General features: G+C 68.7%; 22 protein-coding genes. 15 read left to right on the forward strand and 7 right to left on the reverse strand.

The annotated features are described in order from the left end of the window. Positions 1 to 122 precede the first annotated feature (122 nt). A complete protein-coding gene (locus tag ACWGE0_RS44595) occupies positions 123 to 845 on the reverse strand; it encodes an alpha/beta fold hydrolase (protein WP_452266908.1) in 723 nt (240 codons plus the stop codon). A 32-nt stretch (positions 846 to 877) separates the two neighbouring features. Then, entirely contained in the window at positions 878 to 1,765 is an 888-nt protein-coding gene (locus tag ACWGE0_RS44600) for an AurF N-oxygenase family protein (protein ID WP_452266909.1), read from the reverse strand. Positions 1,766 to 1,826: 61 nt separating this feature from the next. Between ACWGE0_RS44600 and ACWGE0_RS44605 the strand changes: the two genes are divergently transcribed. Next, positions 1,827 to 2,510, forward strand: a complete 684-nt coding sequence (locus ACWGE0_RS44605) for a TetR/AcrR family transcriptional regulator (protein WP_452266910.1) — start codon at positions 1,827 to 1,829, stop codon at positions 2,508 to 2,510. Beyond that, the gene (locus tag ACWGE0_RS44610) at positions 2,510 to 2,827 is read left to right on the forward strand and encodes a DUF4873 domain-containing protein (protein ID WP_452266911.1); all 318 of its coding nucleotides are present in this window, start codon (positions 2,510 to 2,512) and stop codon (positions 2,825 to 2,827) included. The genes ACWGE0_RS44605 and ACWGE0_RS44610 overlap by 1 nt, the downstream gene beginning before the upstream one ends. A gap of 59 nt (positions 2,828 to 2,886) precedes the next feature. Here the strand turns inward: ACWGE0_RS44610 and ACWGE0_RS44615 are convergent, their stop codons facing one another. Both ACWGE0_RS44615 and ACWGE0_RS44620 read right to left on the reverse strand, forming a co-directional pair. Beyond that, positions 2,887 to 3,111: a DUF3107 domain-containing protein gene (locus ACWGE0_RS44615; protein ID WP_030474076.1), complete on the reverse strand. Its 225-nt coding sequence runs from the start codon at positions 3,109 to 3,111 to the stop codon at positions 2,887 to 2,889. A 44-nt stretch (positions 3,112 to 3,155) separates the two neighbouring features. Further along, on the reverse strand, positions 3,156 to 3,797 hold the full coding sequence (locus ACWGE0_RS44620; protein ID WP_452266912.1) for a ferritin-like fold-containing protein: 642 nt from the start codon (positions 3,795 to 3,797) through the stop codon (positions 3,156 to 3,158). Positions 3,798 to 3,987: 190 nt separating this feature from the next. On the opposite strand from ACWGE0_RS44620, the gene ACWGE0_RS44625 reads away from it, so the two are divergent. Genes ACWGE0_RS44625 through ACWGE0_RS44635 form a run of 3 tightly spaced genes read left to right on the forward strand, consistent with a single transcriptional unit; the run spans position 3,988 to position 7,875 of the window. Further along, positions 3,988 to 5,652, forward strand: a complete 1,665-nt coding sequence (locus ACWGE0_RS44625; protein ID WP_452266913.1) for a DEAD/DEAH box helicase — start codon at positions 3,988 to 3,990, stop codon at positions 5,650 to 5,652. Between the two features lie 5 nt (positions 5,653 to 5,657). After that, on the forward strand, positions 5,658 to 6,989 hold the full coding sequence (locus ACWGE0_RS44630; protein ID WP_452266914.1) for an Rv3212 family protein: 1,332 nt from the start codon (positions 5,658 to 5,660) through the stop codon (positions 6,987 to 6,989). A gap of 7 nt (positions 6,990 to 6,996) precedes the next feature. Then, positions 6,997 to 7,875, forward strand: a complete 879-nt coding sequence (locus ACWGE0_RS44635) for an alpha/beta fold hydrolase (RefSeq protein WP_452266915.1) — start codon at positions 6,997 to 6,999, stop codon at positions 7,873 to 7,875. A gap of 25 nt (positions 7,876 to 7,900) precedes the next feature. Here ACWGE0_RS44635 and ACWGE0_RS44640 read toward each other — a convergent pair whose 3' ends face one another. Further along, a complete protein-coding gene (locus ACWGE0_RS44640) occupies positions 7,901 to 8,170 on the reverse strand; it encodes a hypothetical protein (protein ID WP_452266916.1) in 270 nt (89 codons plus the stop codon). 329 nt (positions 8,171 to 8,499) lie between these two features. Further along, positions 8,500 to 9,108, reverse strand: a complete 609-nt coding sequence (locus tag ACWGE0_RS44645) for a prepilin peptidase (RefSeq protein ID WP_452266917.1) — start codon at positions 9,106 to 9,108, stop codon at positions 8,500 to 8,502. A gap of 203 nt (positions 9,109 to 9,311) precedes the next feature. Here ACWGE0_RS44645 and ACWGE0_RS44650 point away from each other — a divergent pair, with 203 nt between their 5' ends. The 10 genes from ACWGE0_RS44650 (at position 9,312) to ACWGE0_RS44695 (ending at position 17,720) form a co-directional block, all read left to right on the forward strand. After that, on the forward strand, positions 9,312 to 9,509 hold the full coding sequence (locus tag ACWGE0_RS44650) for a Flp family type IVb pilin (protein WP_319971259.1): 198 nt from the start codon (positions 9,312 to 9,314) through the stop codon (positions 9,507 to 9,509). Then, a complete protein-coding gene (locus tag ACWGE0_RS44655) occupies positions 9,506 to 9,664 on the forward strand; it encodes a Flp family type IVb pilin (protein WP_143466700.1) in 159 nt (52 codons plus the stop codon). Before ACWGE0_RS44650 ends, ACWGE0_RS44655 begins: the two co-directional genes overlap by 4 nt. Before the next feature lie 66 nt (positions 9,665 to 9,730). Beyond that, positions 9,731 to 10,123, forward strand: a complete 393-nt coding sequence (locus ACWGE0_RS44660; protein ID WP_452266918.1) for a TadE/TadG family type IV pilus assembly protein — start codon at positions 9,731 to 9,733, stop codon at positions 10,121 to 10,123. Further along, a complete protein-coding gene (locus ACWGE0_RS44665; RefSeq protein WP_452266919.1) occupies positions 10,111 to 11,193 on the forward strand; it encodes a TadE/TadG family type IV pilus assembly protein in 1,083 nt (360 codons plus the stop codon). Before ACWGE0_RS44660 ends, ACWGE0_RS44665 begins: the two co-directional genes overlap by 13 nt. 15 nt (positions 11,194 to 11,208) lie before the next feature. Then, entirely contained in the window at positions 11,209 to 11,958 is a 750-nt protein-coding gene (gene cpaB / locus ACWGE0_RS44670; RefSeq protein ID WP_452266920.1) for a Flp pilus assembly protein CpaB, read from the forward strand. An 8-nt stretch (positions 11,959 to 11,966) separates the two neighbouring features. Next, entirely contained in the window at positions 11,967 to 13,121 is a 1,155-nt protein-coding gene (locus ACWGE0_RS44675; protein ID WP_452266921.1) for an AAA family ATPase, read from the forward strand. Beyond that, a complete protein-coding gene (locus tag ACWGE0_RS44680) occupies positions 13,118 to 14,470 on the forward strand; it encodes a CpaF family protein (protein WP_452266922.1) in 1,353 nt (450 codons plus the stop codon). The genes ACWGE0_RS44675 and ACWGE0_RS44680 overlap by 4 nt, the downstream gene beginning before the upstream one ends. Next, a complete protein-coding gene (locus tag ACWGE0_RS44685; protein ID WP_452266923.1) occupies positions 14,467 to 16,080 on the forward strand; it encodes a VWA domain-containing protein in 1,614 nt (537 codons plus the stop codon). Before ACWGE0_RS44680 ends, ACWGE0_RS44685 begins: the two co-directional genes overlap by 4 nt. Before the next feature lies 1 nt (position 16,081). Further along, positions 16,082 to 16,966 carry a type II secretion system F family protein gene (locus ACWGE0_RS44690; protein WP_452266924.1) on the forward strand — a complete coding sequence of 295 codons (885 nt, stop codon included), beginning with the start codon at positions 16,082 to 16,084 and terminating at the stop codon, positions 16,964 to 16,966. Positions 16,967 to 17,075: 109 nt separating this feature from the next. Then, the gene (locus ACWGE0_RS44695; protein ID WP_452266925.1) at positions 17,076 to 17,720 is read left to right on the forward strand and encodes a response regulator; all 645 of its coding nucleotides are present in this window, start codon (positions 17,076 to 17,078) and stop codon (positions 17,718 to 17,720) included. Positions 17,721 to 17,724: 4 nt separating this feature from the next. Here the strand turns inward: ACWGE0_RS44695 and ACWGE0_RS44700 are convergent, their stop codons facing one another. Next, positions 17,725 to 18,027 carry a hypothetical protein gene (locus ACWGE0_RS44700; protein WP_452266926.1) on the reverse strand — a complete coding sequence of 101 codons (303 nt, stop codon included), beginning with the start codon at positions 18,025 to 18,027 and terminating at the stop codon, positions 17,725 to 17,727. Positions 18,028 to 18,251: the final 224 nt, after the last annotated feature.

An 18,251-nucleotide genomic window follows, 5' to 3' on the forward strand; every position in this document is an offset into this window, starting at 1 on the left:
CCAACGCAACTGGCGTGCCATCAACCCGCGTGTGGCGTGGGCAGGTCTTTGATCAGATTGGCGGGGTCCGGGGCGGAGCCCCGAAATCCCTAAACCGGACCCGACGGTGCCAACGCGCCCACCTACATCAGCCCAGCAATCCTCCGAGCCACATCCTCAGACCGCTCCAACGGCAACATGTGCCCACTCTTCGGATAAATCACGAACTGCGCCGAAGGCAGCGCGTCCGCCAGCACCCGTGAGTGCCGCATCGGAGTGAGGACATCCCACGACCCGGCCATCACCACAGTCGGAATCCCAGCCAGCACCGCCAAAGCCTCCCGCCGCTGATGCAGCGTCAACTCCTCGCGAATCCCCACAAACGCCTCACCAGAGGTGTTCCCAGCCATCGCCGCCGCAGCCCGCACATCAGCCCACCGCGGACGCCGCCCGAACGTAACCCGAAGCCCAGGCGCGATAACCCGCCCAAACCCCACCTTCGGCCGTCCGGCCAGCCACTTCCCCGCCAGCCGCTCCACCCCGCTCAACCGAGGCAGATCCCCGCACGACGTGGCCACCAACGCCACCCCGGAAACCCGCGAGAACAACTCCGGCCGCGACTCGGCCAGCGCCATGATCGTCATGCCCCCGAGCGAGTGCCCAGCCAGCACGATCCGCCCCGACGGCACGTGCTTCTCCAAAACCGCCGCCAGGTCGTCGGCCAACTCGGAAATCGTCCCGGTCCCACCAGCAGACCGACCATGACCACGCACGTCGTACCGGACCACCCGCCCGGGCAACCGCGCGGCCACGCGGTCCCAAGTGGTCAAATCCATGGTCCACCCATGCAGCAGCACCGCGGTCACGTCGGAGGACGAAGGCCCCGACGTGACGACGTTCAGCCGATCAAGAACGAGCGACGCCATGCGCGCATCCCCGGCTTTCCGACGAGTCCGGCCTCCTCCAGGAACGACATGATCCGTTCCCCCGACCAGCGGATGGTCTCCTGGAACCGCTCGTTGCCCAGCGCCTGCCGGTGCGCTTCGCGGACGTCCAGCCCGACGGCGGCGTACACCCGCGGGTTGATGATCGTGCGAGTGATCATCATCGACACGAACCCGACCAGCCACTTCTGGTACGGCAGCTCGTAGCCCTTCAACTCGCCCATCCCGCGCAGCAGCTCCTCACGCGCGAAACGCACGTGCCGGGCCTCCTCCAGCACGTGGATGCGGTTCACCATCCGCACGATCGGCTGAACGGTGTCGTCGTTCATCGCCTCGCGCTGCAACCTGTCGAGGATCTCCTCCGCGACCAGGATCGAGCCGTACATCGCCGGTCCGTAGCCGATGGTCGGCAGCAGCTTGCCGAGGCGGTGGGTCTGCCGGACGGGCCCGTAGGCCGGGCATCCGATCCGTTCGACCAGGCGCGCGAACATCGTCGAGTGCCGGCACTCGTCGGCCACCTCGGTCAGCGCGTACTGGGCGTGCCGCGAGGTCGGGTCGGTGTTGTAGACGACCTTGACCAGCATCTGCATCAGCAGCAGCTCGAACCACAGGCCGACGGACGCGATCGAGGCCAGCTCGTGCTTGGACAGCTCGATGCGCTGCTCGTGCGTGAGCGACTCGTAGAGAGGCGTGCCGTAGAGCGAAATGCGCTGTTCAGGGATGTAGAAGAGGCCGTCCACCAGAGGTGCGGACCAGTCGATGTCCACCTCGGGGTCGTAGAACTTCTCGGCGGACGACTTGAGCAGCCGTTCCGCGGTCTTCTCCCGATCGGCGACCCTCATCGGTTGCCCTCCCCGGTAAGTGTTACTTGAGGTAACGGTTACTTCTGGTAGCGTGCGTCACATGGCACGCACTGTCAAGGGGCCGGACGCGCGACGCGAGCGGTGGAAGGGTCATCGCGAGCAGCGCAGGGCGGAGTTCGTGGAGGCCACGATCGCCGCCGTGGCCAAGAAGGGCCCGGACGTCGGCATGGAGGACGTGGCCGCGGAGGCCGGTGTCAGCAAGCCCGTGCTGTACCGGCACTTCACCGACAAGTCCGACCTGTACCTGGCAGTGGGCCAGAAGGCCACCGAGCTGCTGATGGACCGGATGGGTCCCGCGCTCGCCGCCGACGGCCCGATCCGCGAGCGCATCAGGCGGATCGTCGACGCCTACCTGTCCGTGATCGAGGACAACCCGAACCTCTACCGGTTCGTGGTGAAGGGGTCCTTTGTGGACCGCCCGGTCGAGAAGGACGTGGTGCAGGAGGACAAGAACCTCATCGCGAGCACACTCGCCCGCATCCTCGGCGACTACATGCGCGCCTACGACATGGACTCCGGCGGCGCCGAGCCGTGGGCGCACGCGCTCGTCGGCATGGTGCAGAACGCCGGCGACTGGTGGCTCGACCGCCAGACCATGTCCCGCGCGAACCTCAGCGACTACCTCGCCACGATCATCTGGCACGCCATCGACGGGCTGCTGCGCTCCGCGGGCGTCCAGGCGGACCCGGAACGGCCCCTCAACCCCCTGCGATTGGTGGACTGATGAGCGAGCACGACGACCACGCCGAAGAGGGCTACACCGGCGACGCCACCCTGCTCTTCGGCAAGGAGGAGGTCGCGGTGAGCGTCGAGCTGCGCGGCTACTTCCAGCCGATCGACGGCCGTTACCACTGGTACGGCCGGATCAAGAAGAACGACGACGTCACGAGCCGGGTGGAGGGCGGCGCGCGGACCGCACTGGTGCGCACCCCGACCGGCGAGGCCGAGGGCACGCTGACCGACCCCGACCCGTGGGGCCGCTACCGGGTCGGCGGCATCTCGACGCCGCCGTACAAGATCGAGGAGCCGGCGGAGCACTGACTCCGGGCAAAGAAAAAGCCCCGGTCACCGTGACCGGGGCTTTCTCGTCCAGAAGAACCTCAGGCGCCGAACCCGACCTTGCGCGAGTCCTGCGGGCCGATCTCCACGTACGCGACGCGGCCAGCGGGCACGACGAACCGTGCACCCTTGGCGTCCACCAGCGACAGCACGCTGGACTTGCCGGACACCGCGTCCGCCACCAGAGCCTCAACATCCGACGGGTTGAGCTCACTGGTCACGACGAGTTCCCGCGGGCTGTCCGCGACGCCGATCCTGACCTCCACGCTGACCTCCGTGCTCAAAAGAGAAAATCTGAAGCCGAGCCTACCTAGCCCAGACCCAGCTGCGTCATGCGCCGCGCATGCGACTGCTGGAGCCGCCGGAACAGCTGACCGATCCCGGCGAGGTCCCCCGACCCCCTGACGATGAGCTCCGAGAGCCCGTCCCGCTCCGCCACCACGTACTGGGCCTGCGTCAACGCCTCGCCGAGCAGCCGGCGGCCCCACAGCGCGAGGCGGTCGCGCACCCGCGGATCCGTCTCGACGGCGGCCAGGACTTCGCGCTCAGCGAACGCCGAGTGACCCGTGTCGGCGAGCACGGCGAGCACCAGTTCCTTGGTCGGCGCGTCCAGCCACTCGGCGATCTCGCGGTAGAAGTCGGCGGCGAGCCCGTCGCCCACGTAGGCCTTCACCAGCGACTCGAGCCACGACTTGGGGCTCGTCGACTCGTGGAACGCGTCGAAACCCTTCACGAACGGCGCCATCGCGTCCTCGACGGTGAGCCCCTCGGCGGCGAGGTGGTTCTGCAACAGCGTGAAGTGACCGATCTCCGCGGCGGCCATCTGCGCCAACGCCGCGCGTCCTGCCAAGGTCGGCGCCGTGCGCGAGTCCTCCGTCATCCGGTCGAACGCCGAGAGCTCGCCATATGCAAGCGCTCCCAGAAGATCGACAACACCCTCCGCAACACCCATGGATCAGAAGCCTAGTGGTCAAATGCGTCTCGCCAGGTAGAATGGCCCCCAGACGCCCGGCGTGACGAGTGTGACGACCACGCTGTGCCCCAATTTTTCTTCTTGGGCAGGCGCACGAATGGTGCGCGTACACCTTTCCCGCAGCTGATCCGAAGCGCGGTCGAGAGGCCCGGCCAGGGCTCGTACGCGCTTGGTACGAGAGAGGCTGATCACCCTGACCGCTGAAGTAGAAGCACATCTGGACCCGGTCCTGCTGGAGCACAGCGAGGCCGGAGTTCCCGAAGAAGACCCGTCGCACCCGCTGCTCGCGGACGCACCGGTCGACACCGACTCCCCCACGTTCGCCGAGCTGGGAGTGCGCGACGAGATCGTCAAGGCACTCGCGGAAGCCGGCATCGTCCGCACGTTCGCCATCCAGGAGCTGACGCTCCCGATCGCCCTGTCCGGTGACGACCTCATCGGCCAGGCCCGCACCGGCACCGGCAAGACCCTCGGGTTCGGCGTGCCGCTGCTGCACCGTCTCGACACGCCCGGCGACGGCACCCCGCAGGCCCTTGTGGTCGTCCCCACCCGTGAGCTGTGTCTCCAGGTCACGCACGACCTCAAGGACGCCGCGAAGCACCTCGGCGTGCGGGTGACCGCGATCTACGGCGGCCGCCCGTACGAGCAGCAGATCGCGGAGCTGCGCAAGGGCGTCGACGTCGTCGTCGGCACGCCCGGCCGCCTGCTCGACCTGGCCGAACAGCGCCACCTGGTGCTCGGCAAGGTCCGCGCGCTGGTGCTGGACGAGGCCGACGAGATGCTCGACCTGGGCTTCCTGCCCGACATCGAGCGCATCCTGACGATGGTCCCCGACCAGCGCCAGACCATGCTGTTCAGCGCGACCATGCCGGGCCCGATCATCACGCTGGCCCGCACGTTCCTGAACCAGCCGACGCACATCCGTGCAGAGGAGAACGACGCAGGCCAGACGCACGAGCGCACCAAGCAGTTCGTCTACCGGGCGCACTCCATGGACAAGCCGGAGATGCTGGCCCGCGTGCTGCAGGCCCGTGACCGCGGCCTGTCGATGATCTTCGCCCGCACCAAGCGGACGGCGCAGAAGGTCGCGGACGACCTGACCGAGCGCGGTTTCGCCGCGGCCGCCGTGCACGGTGACCTGGGCCAGGGCGCGCGCGAGAAGGCGCTGCGGGCGTTCCGCAGTGGCAAGGTCGACGTGCTGGTCGCCACGGACGTCGCGGCGCGCGGTATCGACATCGACGACGTGACGCACGTCATCAACTACCAGTGCCCCGAGGACGAGAAGACCTACGTGCACCGCATCGGCCGCACGGGCCGTGCCGGGCGCGAGGGTGTCGCCGTCACGTTCGTCGACTGGGACGAGACGACGCGCTGGAAGTCCGTCAACGACCTGCTCAACCTGGGCCTCGACGAGCCGGCGGAGACCTACTCCACCTCGGATCACCTGTTCGAGGAGCTGGGCATCCCGTCCGGTTCCACGGGCAGGCTGCCGCTGAGCCACCGCACGCGGGCCGGTCTGGACGCGGAGGTCGAGGAGAAGCTCGACCGCAAGGCGCCGCGCAAGCGTCGTCGCAGCGGCACCAGGGCGGCCGGCTCCGCGAACGGCGAGCAGACGGCGCCGGAGTCCGGTGCCGAGGAGACGCCGACCAGGCCGAAGCGCTCCCGCAGCCGCACCCGCAGCCGCGCGGGCGTGCCCGTCGAGGGCGAGGCCGCCGAGGTCTCCGCATCGGGTGACGCGCCCGCCGCGGAAGGCGAGAAGTCCGGCTCGGACAAGCCGCGCAGGCGTCGGCGTCGCCGAAGCTCTGCCGAACAGGCCGCTCCTTCGGCAGACTGATCACCATGTCGTCCCCCGGTTCCGACGTCACCGACATCGAGGACGTCCTCGACGAGCCCGCGCACGCGCCTGACCCCGTCGTGGAACGTCCGCGCGCCCGGTCGTGGCGCACCCGCGCCGACTACGTCGCGGTCGCCCTGATCGCCGTCGTCTCGGTCCTCGCGGCCGTGCTGACGTGGGCGTTCAGCGATGCTCGCGCCACGACGTCGGTCACCGGGCCTTCGTCCTGGGATCAACTGCCGGAGGTGGCCGCGCTGCCGCCGACGCTCGCCGAGGTCTGGCGGGCGCGCAGCGGCGCGTCGCAGTCGCCGGTGGTCGTGCAGACCCAGGTGAAGGAAACGGGCGAGGAGAAGCCGTCGACGGTCGTGACCGGCGACGGCGGTGAGGTCAACGGGCGCGACCCGCTGACCGGTGACGTGCGGTGGACGTACAAACGCGATCTGCCGTTGTGCGTGGTGAGCACGGGCTGGGGCCGCGCGATGGCCCTGTACTCGAAGGGCACGAACTGCTCCGAGCTCACCTCGCTCGACGGCATCACCGGCGAACGCAGGGCGCAGCGCAACGGCGACGCGGAACCGGGCACGGCACTGCTCAACGAGGGCTCACACCTGATCACGACCGGGTCGAAGTTCGTCGAGGTCTACCGGCGCGACGACCTGGTGCGCTCGCTGGAGTTCGGCGGCCTGCGCGCGATCGTCAACCCGGGCAAGCAGCCGCGGGTCGGCTGCACCTACGGCTCGGTGGCCGTCACGTCCGGCAGGTTCGCGATGGTCGAACGCTGCCCGGAGGACGCCTTCGACCGGGTCTCGGTGATCAAGCCGAACCCGGACAAGTCGGATGAGCCCAAGGTGTTCGCGAGCGTCCTGACCGGCGGCAAGAACGCCCAGGTGGTGGCCGTGACGGACAAGCTCGTCGCAGTGGCGGTGCCGAACCCGAGCCGTCTGATCGTGTTCGACGCCGAGAACGGCTCGCAGATCTCCGAGGTGCCGATCGACGTGCCGGCCGCGGACTTCGTCGACCCGCCGAACCACGTGTCGCGCGGGTTCACGACCAAGACGAACGTCTTCTGGTTCACCGGTTCCAAGACGATCGCCCTGTCGCAGGAAAACCTCGCTCCATTGTGGACGGCGGACGGCACGCTGGGCGCCGGCACGACGCTCGCGGGCCGCGCGGTCATGCCGGTGAAGGAAGGTCTGCGGGTGTACGAGCAGGCCACCGGCGCGGTCGTGGGAACGATCCGAGTGAACCGAGAGGGCTACACCGGCCCTGTGCAACTCGCCACAGCCGGTCGCGTTGTCCTCGAGCAGCGTGGCGAAACCCTGGTCGCACTGGGATAGTTCCCTCGTGTACTCGCAGATCAGCCCGCACCGGGCGCACCGTGTCGACCTGCCGGGCCGTTACGGCACGATCGCGGCGCTGCGTGCGCCCGCGATGGGCGACGACGCGTTGCGCACGACGGCACTGCTCGTGCCGGGCTACACGGGGTCCAAAGAGGACTTCGCGCCCATCATCGACCTGATCTCGGATGCCGGTTTCGAGGTCCTCGCGATCGATCTCCCCGGCCAGCAGGACTCCGCGGGCCCGGACGACGAGGCGCTCTACCGGCCCGGCCCGCTGGGCTCGGTGATCGCCGAACTGATCGGCAAGATCGCCGCCGACGGCCGCCGCGTGCTGCTGCTGGGCCACTCCTACGGCGGCCTGGTCTCGCGGGCAGCGGTGTTCGCGGGCGCCCCGATCGCCGGGCTCACCCTGATGTCGTCGGGCCCGTCCGAACTGCCCGCCGGCGAACGGCGCACGGTGCTGGAGGTCGGCGAGCACGTGCTGGCCGAGCAGGGCGTCGAGGGCACCCAGCGGCTGAACGAACTGCGGACCGCGCAGAACCCGGCGTGGGTGGCGCTCCCGCAGGAGCTGAAAGACTTCTACCGCACCAGGTTCCTGGCCTCACCGGCCGCGGCGCTACTCGGCATGGGCAACGGTCTGCGCTACGAACCGGACCAGGTCGCCAAGCTCTCCCGCGCGCTGCGGTCGTCCGGCATCCCGTGCCTGGTGGTGTGCGGCGACATGGACGACGCGTGGAGCCCAGCCGCCCAGCGCGACATGGCGGAGCGCCTCGACGCGGACTTCGCGGTGCTGCCCGGCGTGATGCACTCGCCGAACACCGAGGCGCCGCACGACCTCATCGCGACTTTGCTGCCGACGTGGCGGGCCTGGCTGAGTTCTTAACTCAAAACCAGCCAGGCCCCATCGTTCACTCGGTGATCGAGATCTGACGCTCGTCCTTGACGCTGCCTGCCATGGGGACGCCCATGGTGGCCTGCGCGTACGCGATGCCTCGGCGGAACGCGTTGTCGCGCGCCGTCAAGGTCACGGTGACGGTCTTGGGTTCGCCAGCGCAGTCGACGCCGACCTCGCTGCTGCCCCAGGCGATGCGCCCGCCGGCCACGGCCTCGGTGACGTCCAGCTTCAGGTCGCCCGACGAGCCCACCGGGCAGGTGTAGGTGACCTTGACCTTGAGCACGGCACCCAGCACCTCGGTCTTCGCGGGCGACTCGACTCGACCTGCAGCGCCAGGCTCGACGGCGACTGAGTGCTCACCTCCGCCATGACCGGCGCGACGGACGCGATGAGCGCGCCTCCCGCGACGGCGATGACCGCCATCGTCTTGCCCCCATAGAACTTCTTCATGATTGTGCCCCCTCACTGTTTCCGTCCGTTGTGGACGGAACCCCCCAGCGTCGGCAACAGCCCGACAGCACCGAGCACCTCGAGGTACTCGTTGTGCACATCACGCATCACCTGGGCTCATCGGTTGCCCGAGTCGAAGAAAAGCTCGATTTTCCCGGCGCGTCAGCTCAGCAACACCGCGGTGAACGCGCCGAGCAGCATGAACGGCCCGAACGGCAGCGCGCTCTGGAGCGTGACCTTCCGCAGGAGCAACAGGACCAGCGACACCACGGCCGACAGGACGAACGCCAGCGCCGCACCGAGCAGCAGCACCGGCCAGCCGAGCCAGGCCAGCGCCATCCCGATGACACCGGACAGCTTCACGTCGCCGAAGCCCATGCCGGCGGGGTTGACGAACTCCAGCACCCCGTAGACGAACGCGAGCAGGAGTCCGCCGAGCACCGCGCGGCCGAGCGCGCCGATCGTGCCGCCGGTCAGCGCGGCGACGGTCAGCAGGACCAGCACCGCCGGGTACGCGGGCAGCGTCAGCACGTCCGGCAGCCGCCGCACCGCCGTGTCGATGAACGCCAGCGCGACCCCGACCGCGCCCAGGCACGCGAACGCGAGCACCTCCACCGAGCCGGCGAACTTGGTCGCGAGCACCGCCAGCACCACCGCCGACACCAGCGGCAGCGCGACGCCGGTGCGGGTGAACCGGTTGACCAGCTCGCGCAGCGCGACACCGGAGGCGAGTCCGCCGACGGCGCCGCCGACCGCCCAGAGAAGAGTCATGGCTCGACGGTAAGCGGCACACTGATCTCAACGGAACGTGACGGCGGCAGGTCTGGCCGACAGGTCGACAGCATGTCCCCCGATCGGCCGACATGTCCCCCGAAGTGCGCTTTCGTTACACCTCTTCGCCCGATACCGAACTTTGCCCGCCATCACGGAGAGTTGCGGCGTCCTGAATCAGATCTTTCCCCCAGGAGACCGCCATGCTCACCTTCCTCAGCTACGTGCAGACGTTCCTCCGCCACGCCGCCGCCAAGCGCGAGAACGACGACCGCGGTGCCACAGCGGTCGAGTACGGCCTGATGGTGGCCCTCATCGCCATCGTCATCATCGCCGGTGTCGCACTGGTCGGCACGAACCTGCTGGCGCTGTTCAACGAGATCGCGGCAGAACTCACGTGACCACCCGTCGGCGTGACGTCGACCGCGGCGCCACGGCCGTCGAGTACGGCCTGATGCTGGCGCTGATCGTCGTCGCCGCGATGGTCGCCATCACCGCCGTCGGCACCAACATGGCCGCGATGTTCGACTTCATCGCCGACGTCATCGACGGCTGAGAAGTCTCCTGTCCCGCGCGGCCGGCGATCCCCTCCGCCGGCCGCGCACCTTTCTTCGGAGCGGTCATGACCAAGAAAGCTCGCGATCGCGGCGCGACCGCTGTCGAAGTCGCACTGCTGATGCCGATCCTGCTGCTCCTGGTGATGGGCATCGTCGACTTCGGGCTGGCGGTGCGCGCCCAGATCACCATCACCCAGGCAGCACGGGAAGGCGTCCGCGTGGCGGCGTTGAAGCAGACCGGTGCCGCCACCCGCGCGGAGACGGCTGCCTCCGGGCTCGCCATCGGCGTCGCGGTCGGCGCCTGCCCGTCCGGCACCGGCGGCGACGCCACGGTGAACGTCACCCACACGTTCAACTTCGTCACCCCGGTCGGCGGACTCGCCGGCCTGTTCGGTGGCGGTGGCTTCGGCTCCCCGATCACGTTGAGCGCCAAGGGAGTCATGCCATGCGAAGGCTGAAGGGCGATGACCGCGGCGCACTGGGCGTGCTCATCGCCATCCTGCTCGGGTTCGGCGTGCTGCTCGGCATGGGCGCGATCGTCATCGACGTCGGGTTCATCTACCAGGAGCGTGCCGAGCTGCAGAACGGCGCCGACGCGGGTGCGCTCGCCGTCGCCCGCGGCTGCGCCACCGGAGCGTCGACCTGCATGGTGAACAAGGCGAACTACTACGCCAACCACAACGCCAAAGACGGTGTGTCCACTGTGGAGAAGGTGTGCGGGTTCGACGGGGACGGCGTGCTGTCGTCCTGCCCCGCCACCACGGGCAAGATCACCGACTGCCCGGCCAAACCGTCCTCCGGCACCAAGTACGTGGACGTGCACACCTCGACGCAGACCGCCGGTGGCGACACGCTGCTGCCACCGTCGTTCGCGCGCGCCTTGGCGGGCAACACTTCCTACGAGGGTTCCCGGGTACTGGCCTGTGCTCGCGCCGCGTGGGGTCCGCCGAAGACGGCCACGACGATCGCCTTCACGATCTCGTGGTGCGAGTGGTCGCAGGCCACCTCGGACGGCACCGCGTTCGGCCCCACACCTCCGGCCACACCACCGCTGTCGGTGCACCGCGTTCTCAAGCTGCACACGACCAGCGGAACGGGATGTCCGGGCGGACCTTCCGGCTCGGACGGCCCCGGTGAGTTCGGCTGGGTCGACGAGTCCGACAGCGACTGCTCGGTGCTGATCAACAACAACACGTACAGCTCGGACACCGGCGCCTCAGCGGGCAGCAACTGCAAGACAGCGCTGGCCGCCGCCTTCAGCTCGCGCCAGGCCGTCTACCTCCCGATCTACAACAAGGTCACCGGGACCGGCACGGGCGGCACGTACACGCTGGCGGGCTTCGCGGGCTTCGTCGTCACCGGCTACTGGCTGCCCGGCGCCTCGCAGAAGGACTGGCTGACGAACAAGAACGAGTGCAAAGGCTCGGACAAGTGCGTCGCGGGCTACTTCGTCGAAGGCCTCATGCCCAGCACCGGCCCCATCGGCGGCCCCGATCTCGGCCTCCACATCGTCCAGCTCACCGGCTGAATCCCAGGAGAAGTCATGAAGAACCGCGCTCTCATCATCATCCTGGCGGTGTTGCTGGCCGTCTGCGGCAGCGCCGGCGTGTTCCTCTACGTCCGGGCCGCCGACACACGCGCCATCGCGGGCCAGCAGGCCGTCACCGTGCTCGTCGCGAACGAACGCATCCCGGCCGGCACCACCGCCGAATCGTTGATGAAGCTCGTGGACAGGCAACAGATGCCCAAGAGCACCGTGCCGGAGAACGCCATGTCCGAACTGGACACCTCGATCGCGTCCCTGGTGACGTCGTCGGAGATCGCCGAGGGCCAGCTGGTCACCAAGTCGCTGTTCACCGAGCAGGCCTCGCTCGCCAAGGGCATCTCGATCCCTGACGGGATGATCGCGGTGACCGTGCCGACAGAGGCCTGGCAACGCGCCGGCGGCCTCATCCAGAAGGGGTCCAAGGTCGCGGTCTTCGACACGTTCACCGTGATGGAGGGCCAGGGCAACACTCCGGCCGGTGACGGGCTTTCCAAGCAGTACGAACGAAACCAGTCCACCCGTCTGCTGCTGACCGGGCTCGAGGTGCTGTCCGTCGTCGACGAGAAGAAGGCGGCGGAGGACGGCGACGTCGGCAAGGCGATCGTCACGGTCGCGGTCAAACAGGTCGACGCGGAGAAGCTCATCCACGGCCAGCAGACCGGAACGCTCTACTTCGCGCTGCTCGGCGGCAAGTCCGAGATCACGCCCGGCAAGGGCGTCGACAACCGCTCCCTGTTCGGAAACTGAGGCGTGCCATGACGATTCTGTGCGAACCGGCCGCCCTCGCCGGACAGCTCTCCCCCGCGCTGGGCGGTGACGTCCGCACCGCGGAAACGCTGGCCGGAGCTCGCCGCTTGCTCGCCGCCGACCCCGCCGAGTCGCTCGTCGTCGTCGGCGCGGCCATAGACCTGAACGAGGCGCTCACCTTCGCCGAGGCGTTGCGGTTCGAACGTCCCGCGGTCGGTGTGTTGCTGCTGCGCGAAGTACTGGACGTCGTCGTGCTGACGCAGGCACTGCGCGCTGGTGTGCGTGAGGTTGTCGCGCGGGACGACCTCTCGTCGCTGGCCGATGCCTGCGCACGATCGCGAGCGTTGTCCGCACAGGTGACCGGGGTGCCGCAACCCCGCACCGACGAGCGCAGGCACGGCCAGGTGATCACCGTGTTCGCCGCGAAGGGCGGCTGCGGCAAGACGACCCTCGCGGTGAACCTCGCCGCGGTGCTCGCGGCCGGTGGCGAGCGGTCGGTCTGCCTGGTGGACCTGGATCTCGCGTTCGGCGACGTCGGCATCTGCCTGCGGGCCGAACCGGCCCGCACGATCGTGCACGGCCTCGGAATGCTCGGCCACGTCGACGCGGCGGGCGCGTCGTCGCTGCTCACGGCGTGCCGGCCGGGGTTGAGCGCGCTGCTCGCGCCGGTCGAACCCGGTGACGCGGAACGGATCCCGGCGGCGTTGGTCAGCGAACTGCTCGACGTGCTGCCGACGATGTTCGACTTCGTCGTGGTCGACACGCCGTCGGCGTTCAGCGAGCACGTGCTGGCGGCGATGGACGCCTCGCACCACCACGTCCTCCTGACCACCCCGGACGTCCCGGCGCTGAAGAACCTCCGGGTGACGCTGGACATGCTGGATCTGCTGTCGTACGCGCACGACATCCGATCGGTCGTGCTGAACCGGTCGGACTCGAAGGTCGGCCTCACCATGGACGACATCGACCGTGTCGTGCGCAGCGACATCCGCGCGCACGTGCCCTCCAGCCGCGACGTGCCGATCTCCGTCAACAAGGGCAACCCGATCGTGCTGGACCTGCCCAGGCACCCGGTGAGCGAGGCGATCTCGCGGTTCGCCCGTGAACACGTGCTCGCCGAACCCGCCGTCGCCGCCAAGACCTCGAAGAGGTGGTTCCGATGAGCCTGGCCAACCGCATTGCCGCGCAACGGGAATCCGCCTCGCCGACACCCCAGCTGCGCCGCCACGCCCGCGCCGCCGACCCGTTCGCCGAGGTGAAGCGCAGTGTGCACGCGGGCCTGCTGGACGTGCTGGGCCCCAAGCTCTACGACGCGCACCTCGACCAGCGCGAGCTGGAAACCCGTGTGCGCCAGACGTTGCAGGCGGTGCTGGAACGCGACGAGACGCCGCTGACCAACGCCGACCGCGCCCGCATCGCCTCGGAGGTCCTCGACGAGATCCTCGGCCACGGACCGCTGGAGCCCTACCTGCGGGACCCGAGCATCTCCGAGATCATGGTCAACGGGTTCGACCAGGTCTACGTCGAACGCTCCGGGCGGCTGGAGCCGGTGCCCGCGGCGTTCGCGGACGAGTCGCACCTGCGCCGGACCATCGACAAGATCGTCGCCAAGGTCGGCCGCCGGGTCGACGAGGCCTCGCCGATGGTCGACGCCCGCCTGCCCGACGGCAGCCGCGTCAACGCCGTCGTGCCACCGATCGCGCTGGACGGCTCGGTGCTGACGATCCGCAAGTTCGCCGCCGACCCGTTCACCGTCGACGACCTGGTCGGGTTCGGCACGCTCACCGCCGCGACCGCGTACCTGCTGCAATGCTGCGTGCACGGGCGGATGAACATCCTGATCGGCGGCGGCACCGGCTCCGGCAAGACCACGTCGCTGAACGTGCTGTCTTCGTTCGTGCCCGCCGACGAGCGCATCGTCACCATCGAGGACGCCGCTGAACTCCAGCTCCGCCAGGACCACGTGCTGCGCCTGGAGGCCCGCCCGCCGAACGTCGAGTCACGCGGTGAGATAGCGGTCAGGGACCTGGTGCGCAACGCACTGCGCATGCGGCCCGACCGGATCATCGTCGGCGAGGTCCGCGACGGTGCCGCACTGGACATGTTGCAGGCGATGAACACCGGCCACGACGGCTCGATCACCACCGTGCACTCGAACTCGCCGCGCGACTCGTTGTCCCGCCTGGAAACCATGGTGCTGATGGCGGGCGTGGACCTGCCGGCGCGGGCGATCCGCGAGCAGATGGCGTCCGCGATCGACCTGATCGTGCACCAGTCCCGGCTGAAGGACGGCACGCGGCGGATCACCCACATCACCGAGGTCATCGGGATGGAGGGCGAGATCGTGACGCTGCAGGACATCTTCCAGTTCGACTTCCACGCCGGTGTCGACGAGCGCGGCTTCTATCGCGGTCAGCTGCAGTCCACCGGCTTGCGACCGCACTTCGTGGAACGCCTGCGGGACCGCGGGATCGACGTTCCTCCGCACCTGTTCGGAGGTGGTCCACGATGAAGCGGCTGCTCTCCGGGTTCCTGATCGGAGCCTTGCTGACCTTCCTGTTCAGCACCTTCGCCGTCGCCGCACCCTCTCGCGGTGTGGTGGTCCTGCTCGACACCTCCGGCTCGATGGCGCCGGACCGGATCGTCGTGGCGCGCCAGGCGATCGCCACCTACGTGTCCAGCCTGCCTTCGGACGTCCAGGTCGGCCTGGTCGCGTTCTCGTCGCAACCATCCCTCGTGCTCGCACCCACGGCCGACCGCAACGCCTTCGCCGGTGCGCTGAACCAGTTGCAGGCCAAGGGCGACACGTCGTTGTTCGACGCCGTCCCGGTCGGGCTCTCCGCCCTGCAGGGCATCGCCGAGCGACGCATGGTGATCGTGTCCGACGGCGAGGACACCGTCTCCAAGTCCACTGTGGACGCTGCCGTCTCCGCCGTCGCCGCCGCGGGCGTGCCGACAGACGTGATCGGCTTCCAGTACAGCGACGAGACCTTGCGCCGCATCGCCGCAGCCGCCGGCGGACGCCTGCTGACCGCCTCCGACGCCGCCGCCCTGGCCGCCGCTTTCGCCGCACTGGCCGTATCTTCCCCGGCACCACCACCGCCGGCGGCCGAACCCGTTGCCACCCCAGAACCTCTGCCCGTCGCCGCACCCGCTCCCACTCCGGGCCAGAACTGGCAGGCCGGAGCGTTGATCGCCGGCACCTTCCTGGTGCTGTTCTTCGCAGCGTTCATGCTGCTGACGCCACGCCGTTCCGCCGCAGGCCGCAAGCTGGAACAGCACCTCGACCACTACGGCGCGCACGAACCCGTTGTGCAGGAAGAAAGCCAGGCCGCCCAGACCGCCGTGGTGTGGACCCGCCGGGTGATGAGCGACAACACCACGGCCCGCCTCTCGGACCGGCTCGACCTGTCCGGCATCAAGGCCGGCCCAGCCGAATGGACACTGCTGCGACTCTGCGCCTCAGCCACCCTCGCCGCCCTGCTGACCCTCGTGACCACGTGGTGGATCGGCATACCGCTGGGCCTGCTGTGCGGCTGGCTGCTGACCGCCCTCCACCTCAGAATCCGCACCGCGAAACGCCGCGCGGCGTTCGCCGACCAACTCCCCGACGTGCTGCAACTGGTAGCCAGCTCACTGCGCTCCGGCTTCTCACTCGCCCAGTCGATCGACGCCGTAGTACGTGACGACACCCAGCCCACCGCAGGCGAGTTCTCCCGCGCACTGGCCGCCACCCGCATCGGCGCCGAACTGGAAGACGCCCTCGACCGCGTGGCCCTGCGCATGCACAGCGCCGACCTGGCGTGGGTCGTGATGGCCGTCCGCATCCAACGCCAGGTGGGCGGCAACCTGGCCGAGGTCCTGATGAACACCGTCGCCACCATGCGCGACCGCTCCCAGACCCGCCGCCACGTCCGCGCCCTCTCGGCGGAGGGCCGCCTGTCCGCCTACGTCCTGGTGGGCCTGCCGATCTTCCTGGCCGGCTTCCTCTTCTGGTTCCGCGCCGACTACATGCGCCCGCTCTACACCACGTTGATCGGCATGGTGATGCTCGCGTTCGCCGCTGTCTTCGTCGTCCTCGGTTCGTTGTGGATGCGCAAACTCGTGCGCGTGGAGGTGTGACATGGTGCTGTTCGTAGGACTCGGCTGCCTCCTGCTGGCCCTCTCGCTGGCCGTAGTCGCCGCAGTGGCCAAACCACGCGTGACCGCCGCAGGCTCTCTAGCCCTGATCGAGACGAGCTACTCAACCGCCGTCACCTCCACACAAGCCCCAACCACCTCACCAAGCTGGCTGCGCTCCATCGCCCTACGCCTGTCCCCAGCAGGCATCGCCCACACCCTGCAACGCCGCCTGGACCTGGCCGGCAACCCACCAACCTGGACCCCGGACCGCATCCTCGCCGCCAAGGGCCTGTCCTTGCTGCTCGGCGCCACCCTGGGCGCCCTCCTGGGCTTCCGCTCACCAGCCTGGCTCCTGACAGGCCTCCTCGCCGGCGCAGCCTTCGGCTTCTTCCTCCCCGACCTCCTGCTGCTCAACGCAGGCCAAAAACGCCAAACCCACATCCGCCGGGCCCTGCCAGACGCCCTGGACATGCTCACGGTCTGCGTAGAAGCAGGCCTGGGCTTCGACGCCGCCCTGGCCCAGGTAGCCCGCAACACCACAGGCCCGCTGGCCCAGGAATGCGCCCGCGTCCTGCAGGAGATGCAAATCGGCAAGTCCCGCAACGAGGCCCTCAGAGCCCTGACCGACCGCACCACAGTCACCGAGCTCCGAGCCTTCGTCTCCGCCCTCGCCCAAGCAGGCGAACTGGGCGTCCCCATCGCCTCAGTCCTGCGCGAACAGGCCCGCGAAATGCGCCTCCGCCGCCGCCAACGAGCAGAGGAACAGGCCCAGAAGGTTCCCGTGAAAATCCTGTTCCCGCTGATCACATGCCTGTTCCCGGCCATGTTCGTGGTCATCATCGGCCCGGGCGCGATCAGCATCGCCAAAGTCCTGATGAACCTCTGAAAGTCCCCGTCCAACCAGGACCAACAGCTCTGTTAGTCCCTTCGGTGTAACCAATTGATACATCCGGAACGACATGGGGTGTGCACCTTCAGATGAGAGGGGACAGCTCATGTCGATCCGAGTTGTCATCGTCGACGGCCACACACTCACCCGCATGGGCCTGAAATCACTCGCCGCCGCGAACCCCGACCTGCAGGTAGTAGCGGAAGCAGAAACAGCAGCCGAAGCCCCCGGCATCATCGCCGCGGCAGCCCCAAACGTCGTCACAGTCGCCGTAGGCCTCCCAGACGCCAACGGCCTGAAACTCGCCCGCGAGCTACGCGACCGCTACCCAACCCTGGGCATAGTCGTCCTAACGGCCCACGGCGAGGACGACGTGCTGTTCCGAGCCCTGGAAACCGGCGCCTCAGCCTTCGTGGGCAAATCCGCCCCCGAAACAGAAATCCTCTGCGCCATCCGCCACGCCTCCGTGGCCGCCTCATCTTTCACAGCAGCAGGCCTGGCCCTGGCCATGGCCCGCCGCCAGTCCACCACCGCACGCCTGGCCCTGAGCCCAAGAGAACGCGAAGTCCTGGCCCTGCTCCGCGAAGGCGAGTCCATCCCCGCCATCGCCAGAACCCTCTACGTCTCACCCTCAACGGCCAAAACGTACGTCTCACGCCTCTACGAAAAGCTCAACGCGTCCAACCGAGCCCAAGCCCTGATGGCAGCCCTCAGACACGGCCTGATCGACAGCGACGCAGCCACCGCCTAACACCTCAGGCCCACCAAAACGTCCACAACGTGGCCCCAGCCACCCCAAGCACCCCGAGCGAAGCCACCGGAGCCCGCCAGTCCGCATACCGGTCAGCCACGATCTGCCCACCAACCACCAACACAGCCGCCACAACGTGCGCCACCACCGACAACACGCCAGGCCCAGGCAAGTCACGCGAGTTGGCGTAGAACTGAACGCCGATGTTCCCCAGGGCAAGCAACACCAAGCCCACCGCGAGCACCCCGCTCACAGCGCGCAGGATTCCAAAGGTCCGCGACGGCCGCTTAGCTGCTTCCACGTCCACCCCCGCCACCCTACGGGTCCAGCAACCCACGCGGCGCGAGGGTCAATCCCGCCGATGCCGCAGGCGAGGCGTCCTCCCACGCGATGCCGCAGGCGAGCAGTCCCGAAGGCGAAGCCGAGGCGTCCTTAAGTCTTGAAACAGCGCTCCGGGCGGGTCCCCGTCACGAGTCGTGCCCAGCACTTGCTGCAACCAGGCAGGGGTGTCAACTCGACACGCTTTTCGTC

This window comes from Lentzea sp. NPDC054927 (genome assembly GCF_053610285.1).

Bases quoted from the DNA above. Each gene is read 5' to 3' on its own strand.
- ACWGE0_RS44600 (WP_452266909.1), bottom strand. From the start codon at position 1,765: ATGAGGGTCGCCGATCGGGAGAAGACCGCGGAACGGCTGCTCAAGTCG.
- ACWGE0_RS44605 (WP_452266910.1), top strand. From the start codon at position 1,827: ATGGCACGCACTGTCAAGGGGCCGGACGCGCGACGCGAGCGGTGGAAG.
- ACWGE0_RS44610 (WP_452266911.1), top strand. From the start codon at position 2,510: ATGAGCGAGCACGACGACCACGCCGAAGAGGGCTACACCGGCGACGCC.
- ACWGE0_RS44620 (WP_452266912.1), bottom strand. From the start codon at position 3,797: ATGGGTGTTGCGGAGGGTGTTGTCGATCTTCTGGGAGCGCTTGCATAT.
- ACWGE0_RS44630 (WP_452266914.1), top strand. From the start codon at position 5,658: ATGTCGTCCCCCGGTTCCGACGTCACCGACATCGAGGACGTCCTCGAC.
- ACWGE0_RS44645 (WP_452266917.1), bottom strand. From the start codon at position 9,108: ATGACTCTTCTCTGGGCGGTCGGCGGCGCCGTCGGCGGACTCGCCTCC.
- ACWGE0_RS44650 (WP_319971259.1), top strand. From the start codon at position 9,312: ATGCTCACCTTCCTCAGCTACGTGCAGACGTTCCTCCGCCACGCCGCC.
- ACWGE0_RS44660 (WP_452266918.1), top strand. From the start codon at position 9,731: ATGACCAAGAAAGCTCGCGATCGCGGCGCGACCGCTGTCGAAGTCGCA.
- ACWGE0_RS44665 (WP_452266919.1), top strand. From the start codon at position 10,111: ATGCGAAGGCTGAAGGGCGATGACCGCGGCGCACTGGGCGTGCTCATC.
- cpaB (WP_452266920.1), top strand. From the start codon at position 11,209: ATGAAGAACCGCGCTCTCATCATCATCCTGGCGGTGTTGCTGGCCGTC.
- ACWGE0_RS44675 (WP_452266921.1), top strand. From the start codon at position 11,967: ATGACGATTCTGTGCGAACCGGCCGCCCTCGCCGGACAGCTCTCCCCC.
- ACWGE0_RS44680 (WP_452266922.1), top strand. From the start codon at position 13,118: ATGAGCCTGGCCAACCGCATTGCCGCGCAACGGGAATCCGCCTCGCCG.
- ACWGE0_RS44685 (WP_452266923.1), top strand. From the start codon at position 14,467: ATGAAGCGGCTGCTCTCCGGGTTCCTGATCGGAGCCTTGCTGACCTTC.
- ACWGE0_RS44690 (WP_452266924.1), top strand. From the start codon at position 16,082: ATGGTGCTGTTCGTAGGACTCGGCTGCCTCCTGCTGGCCCTCTCGCTG.
- ACWGE0_RS44695 (WP_452266925.1), top strand. From the start codon at position 17,076: ATGTCGATCCGAGTTGTCATCGTCGACGGCCACACACTCACCCGCATG.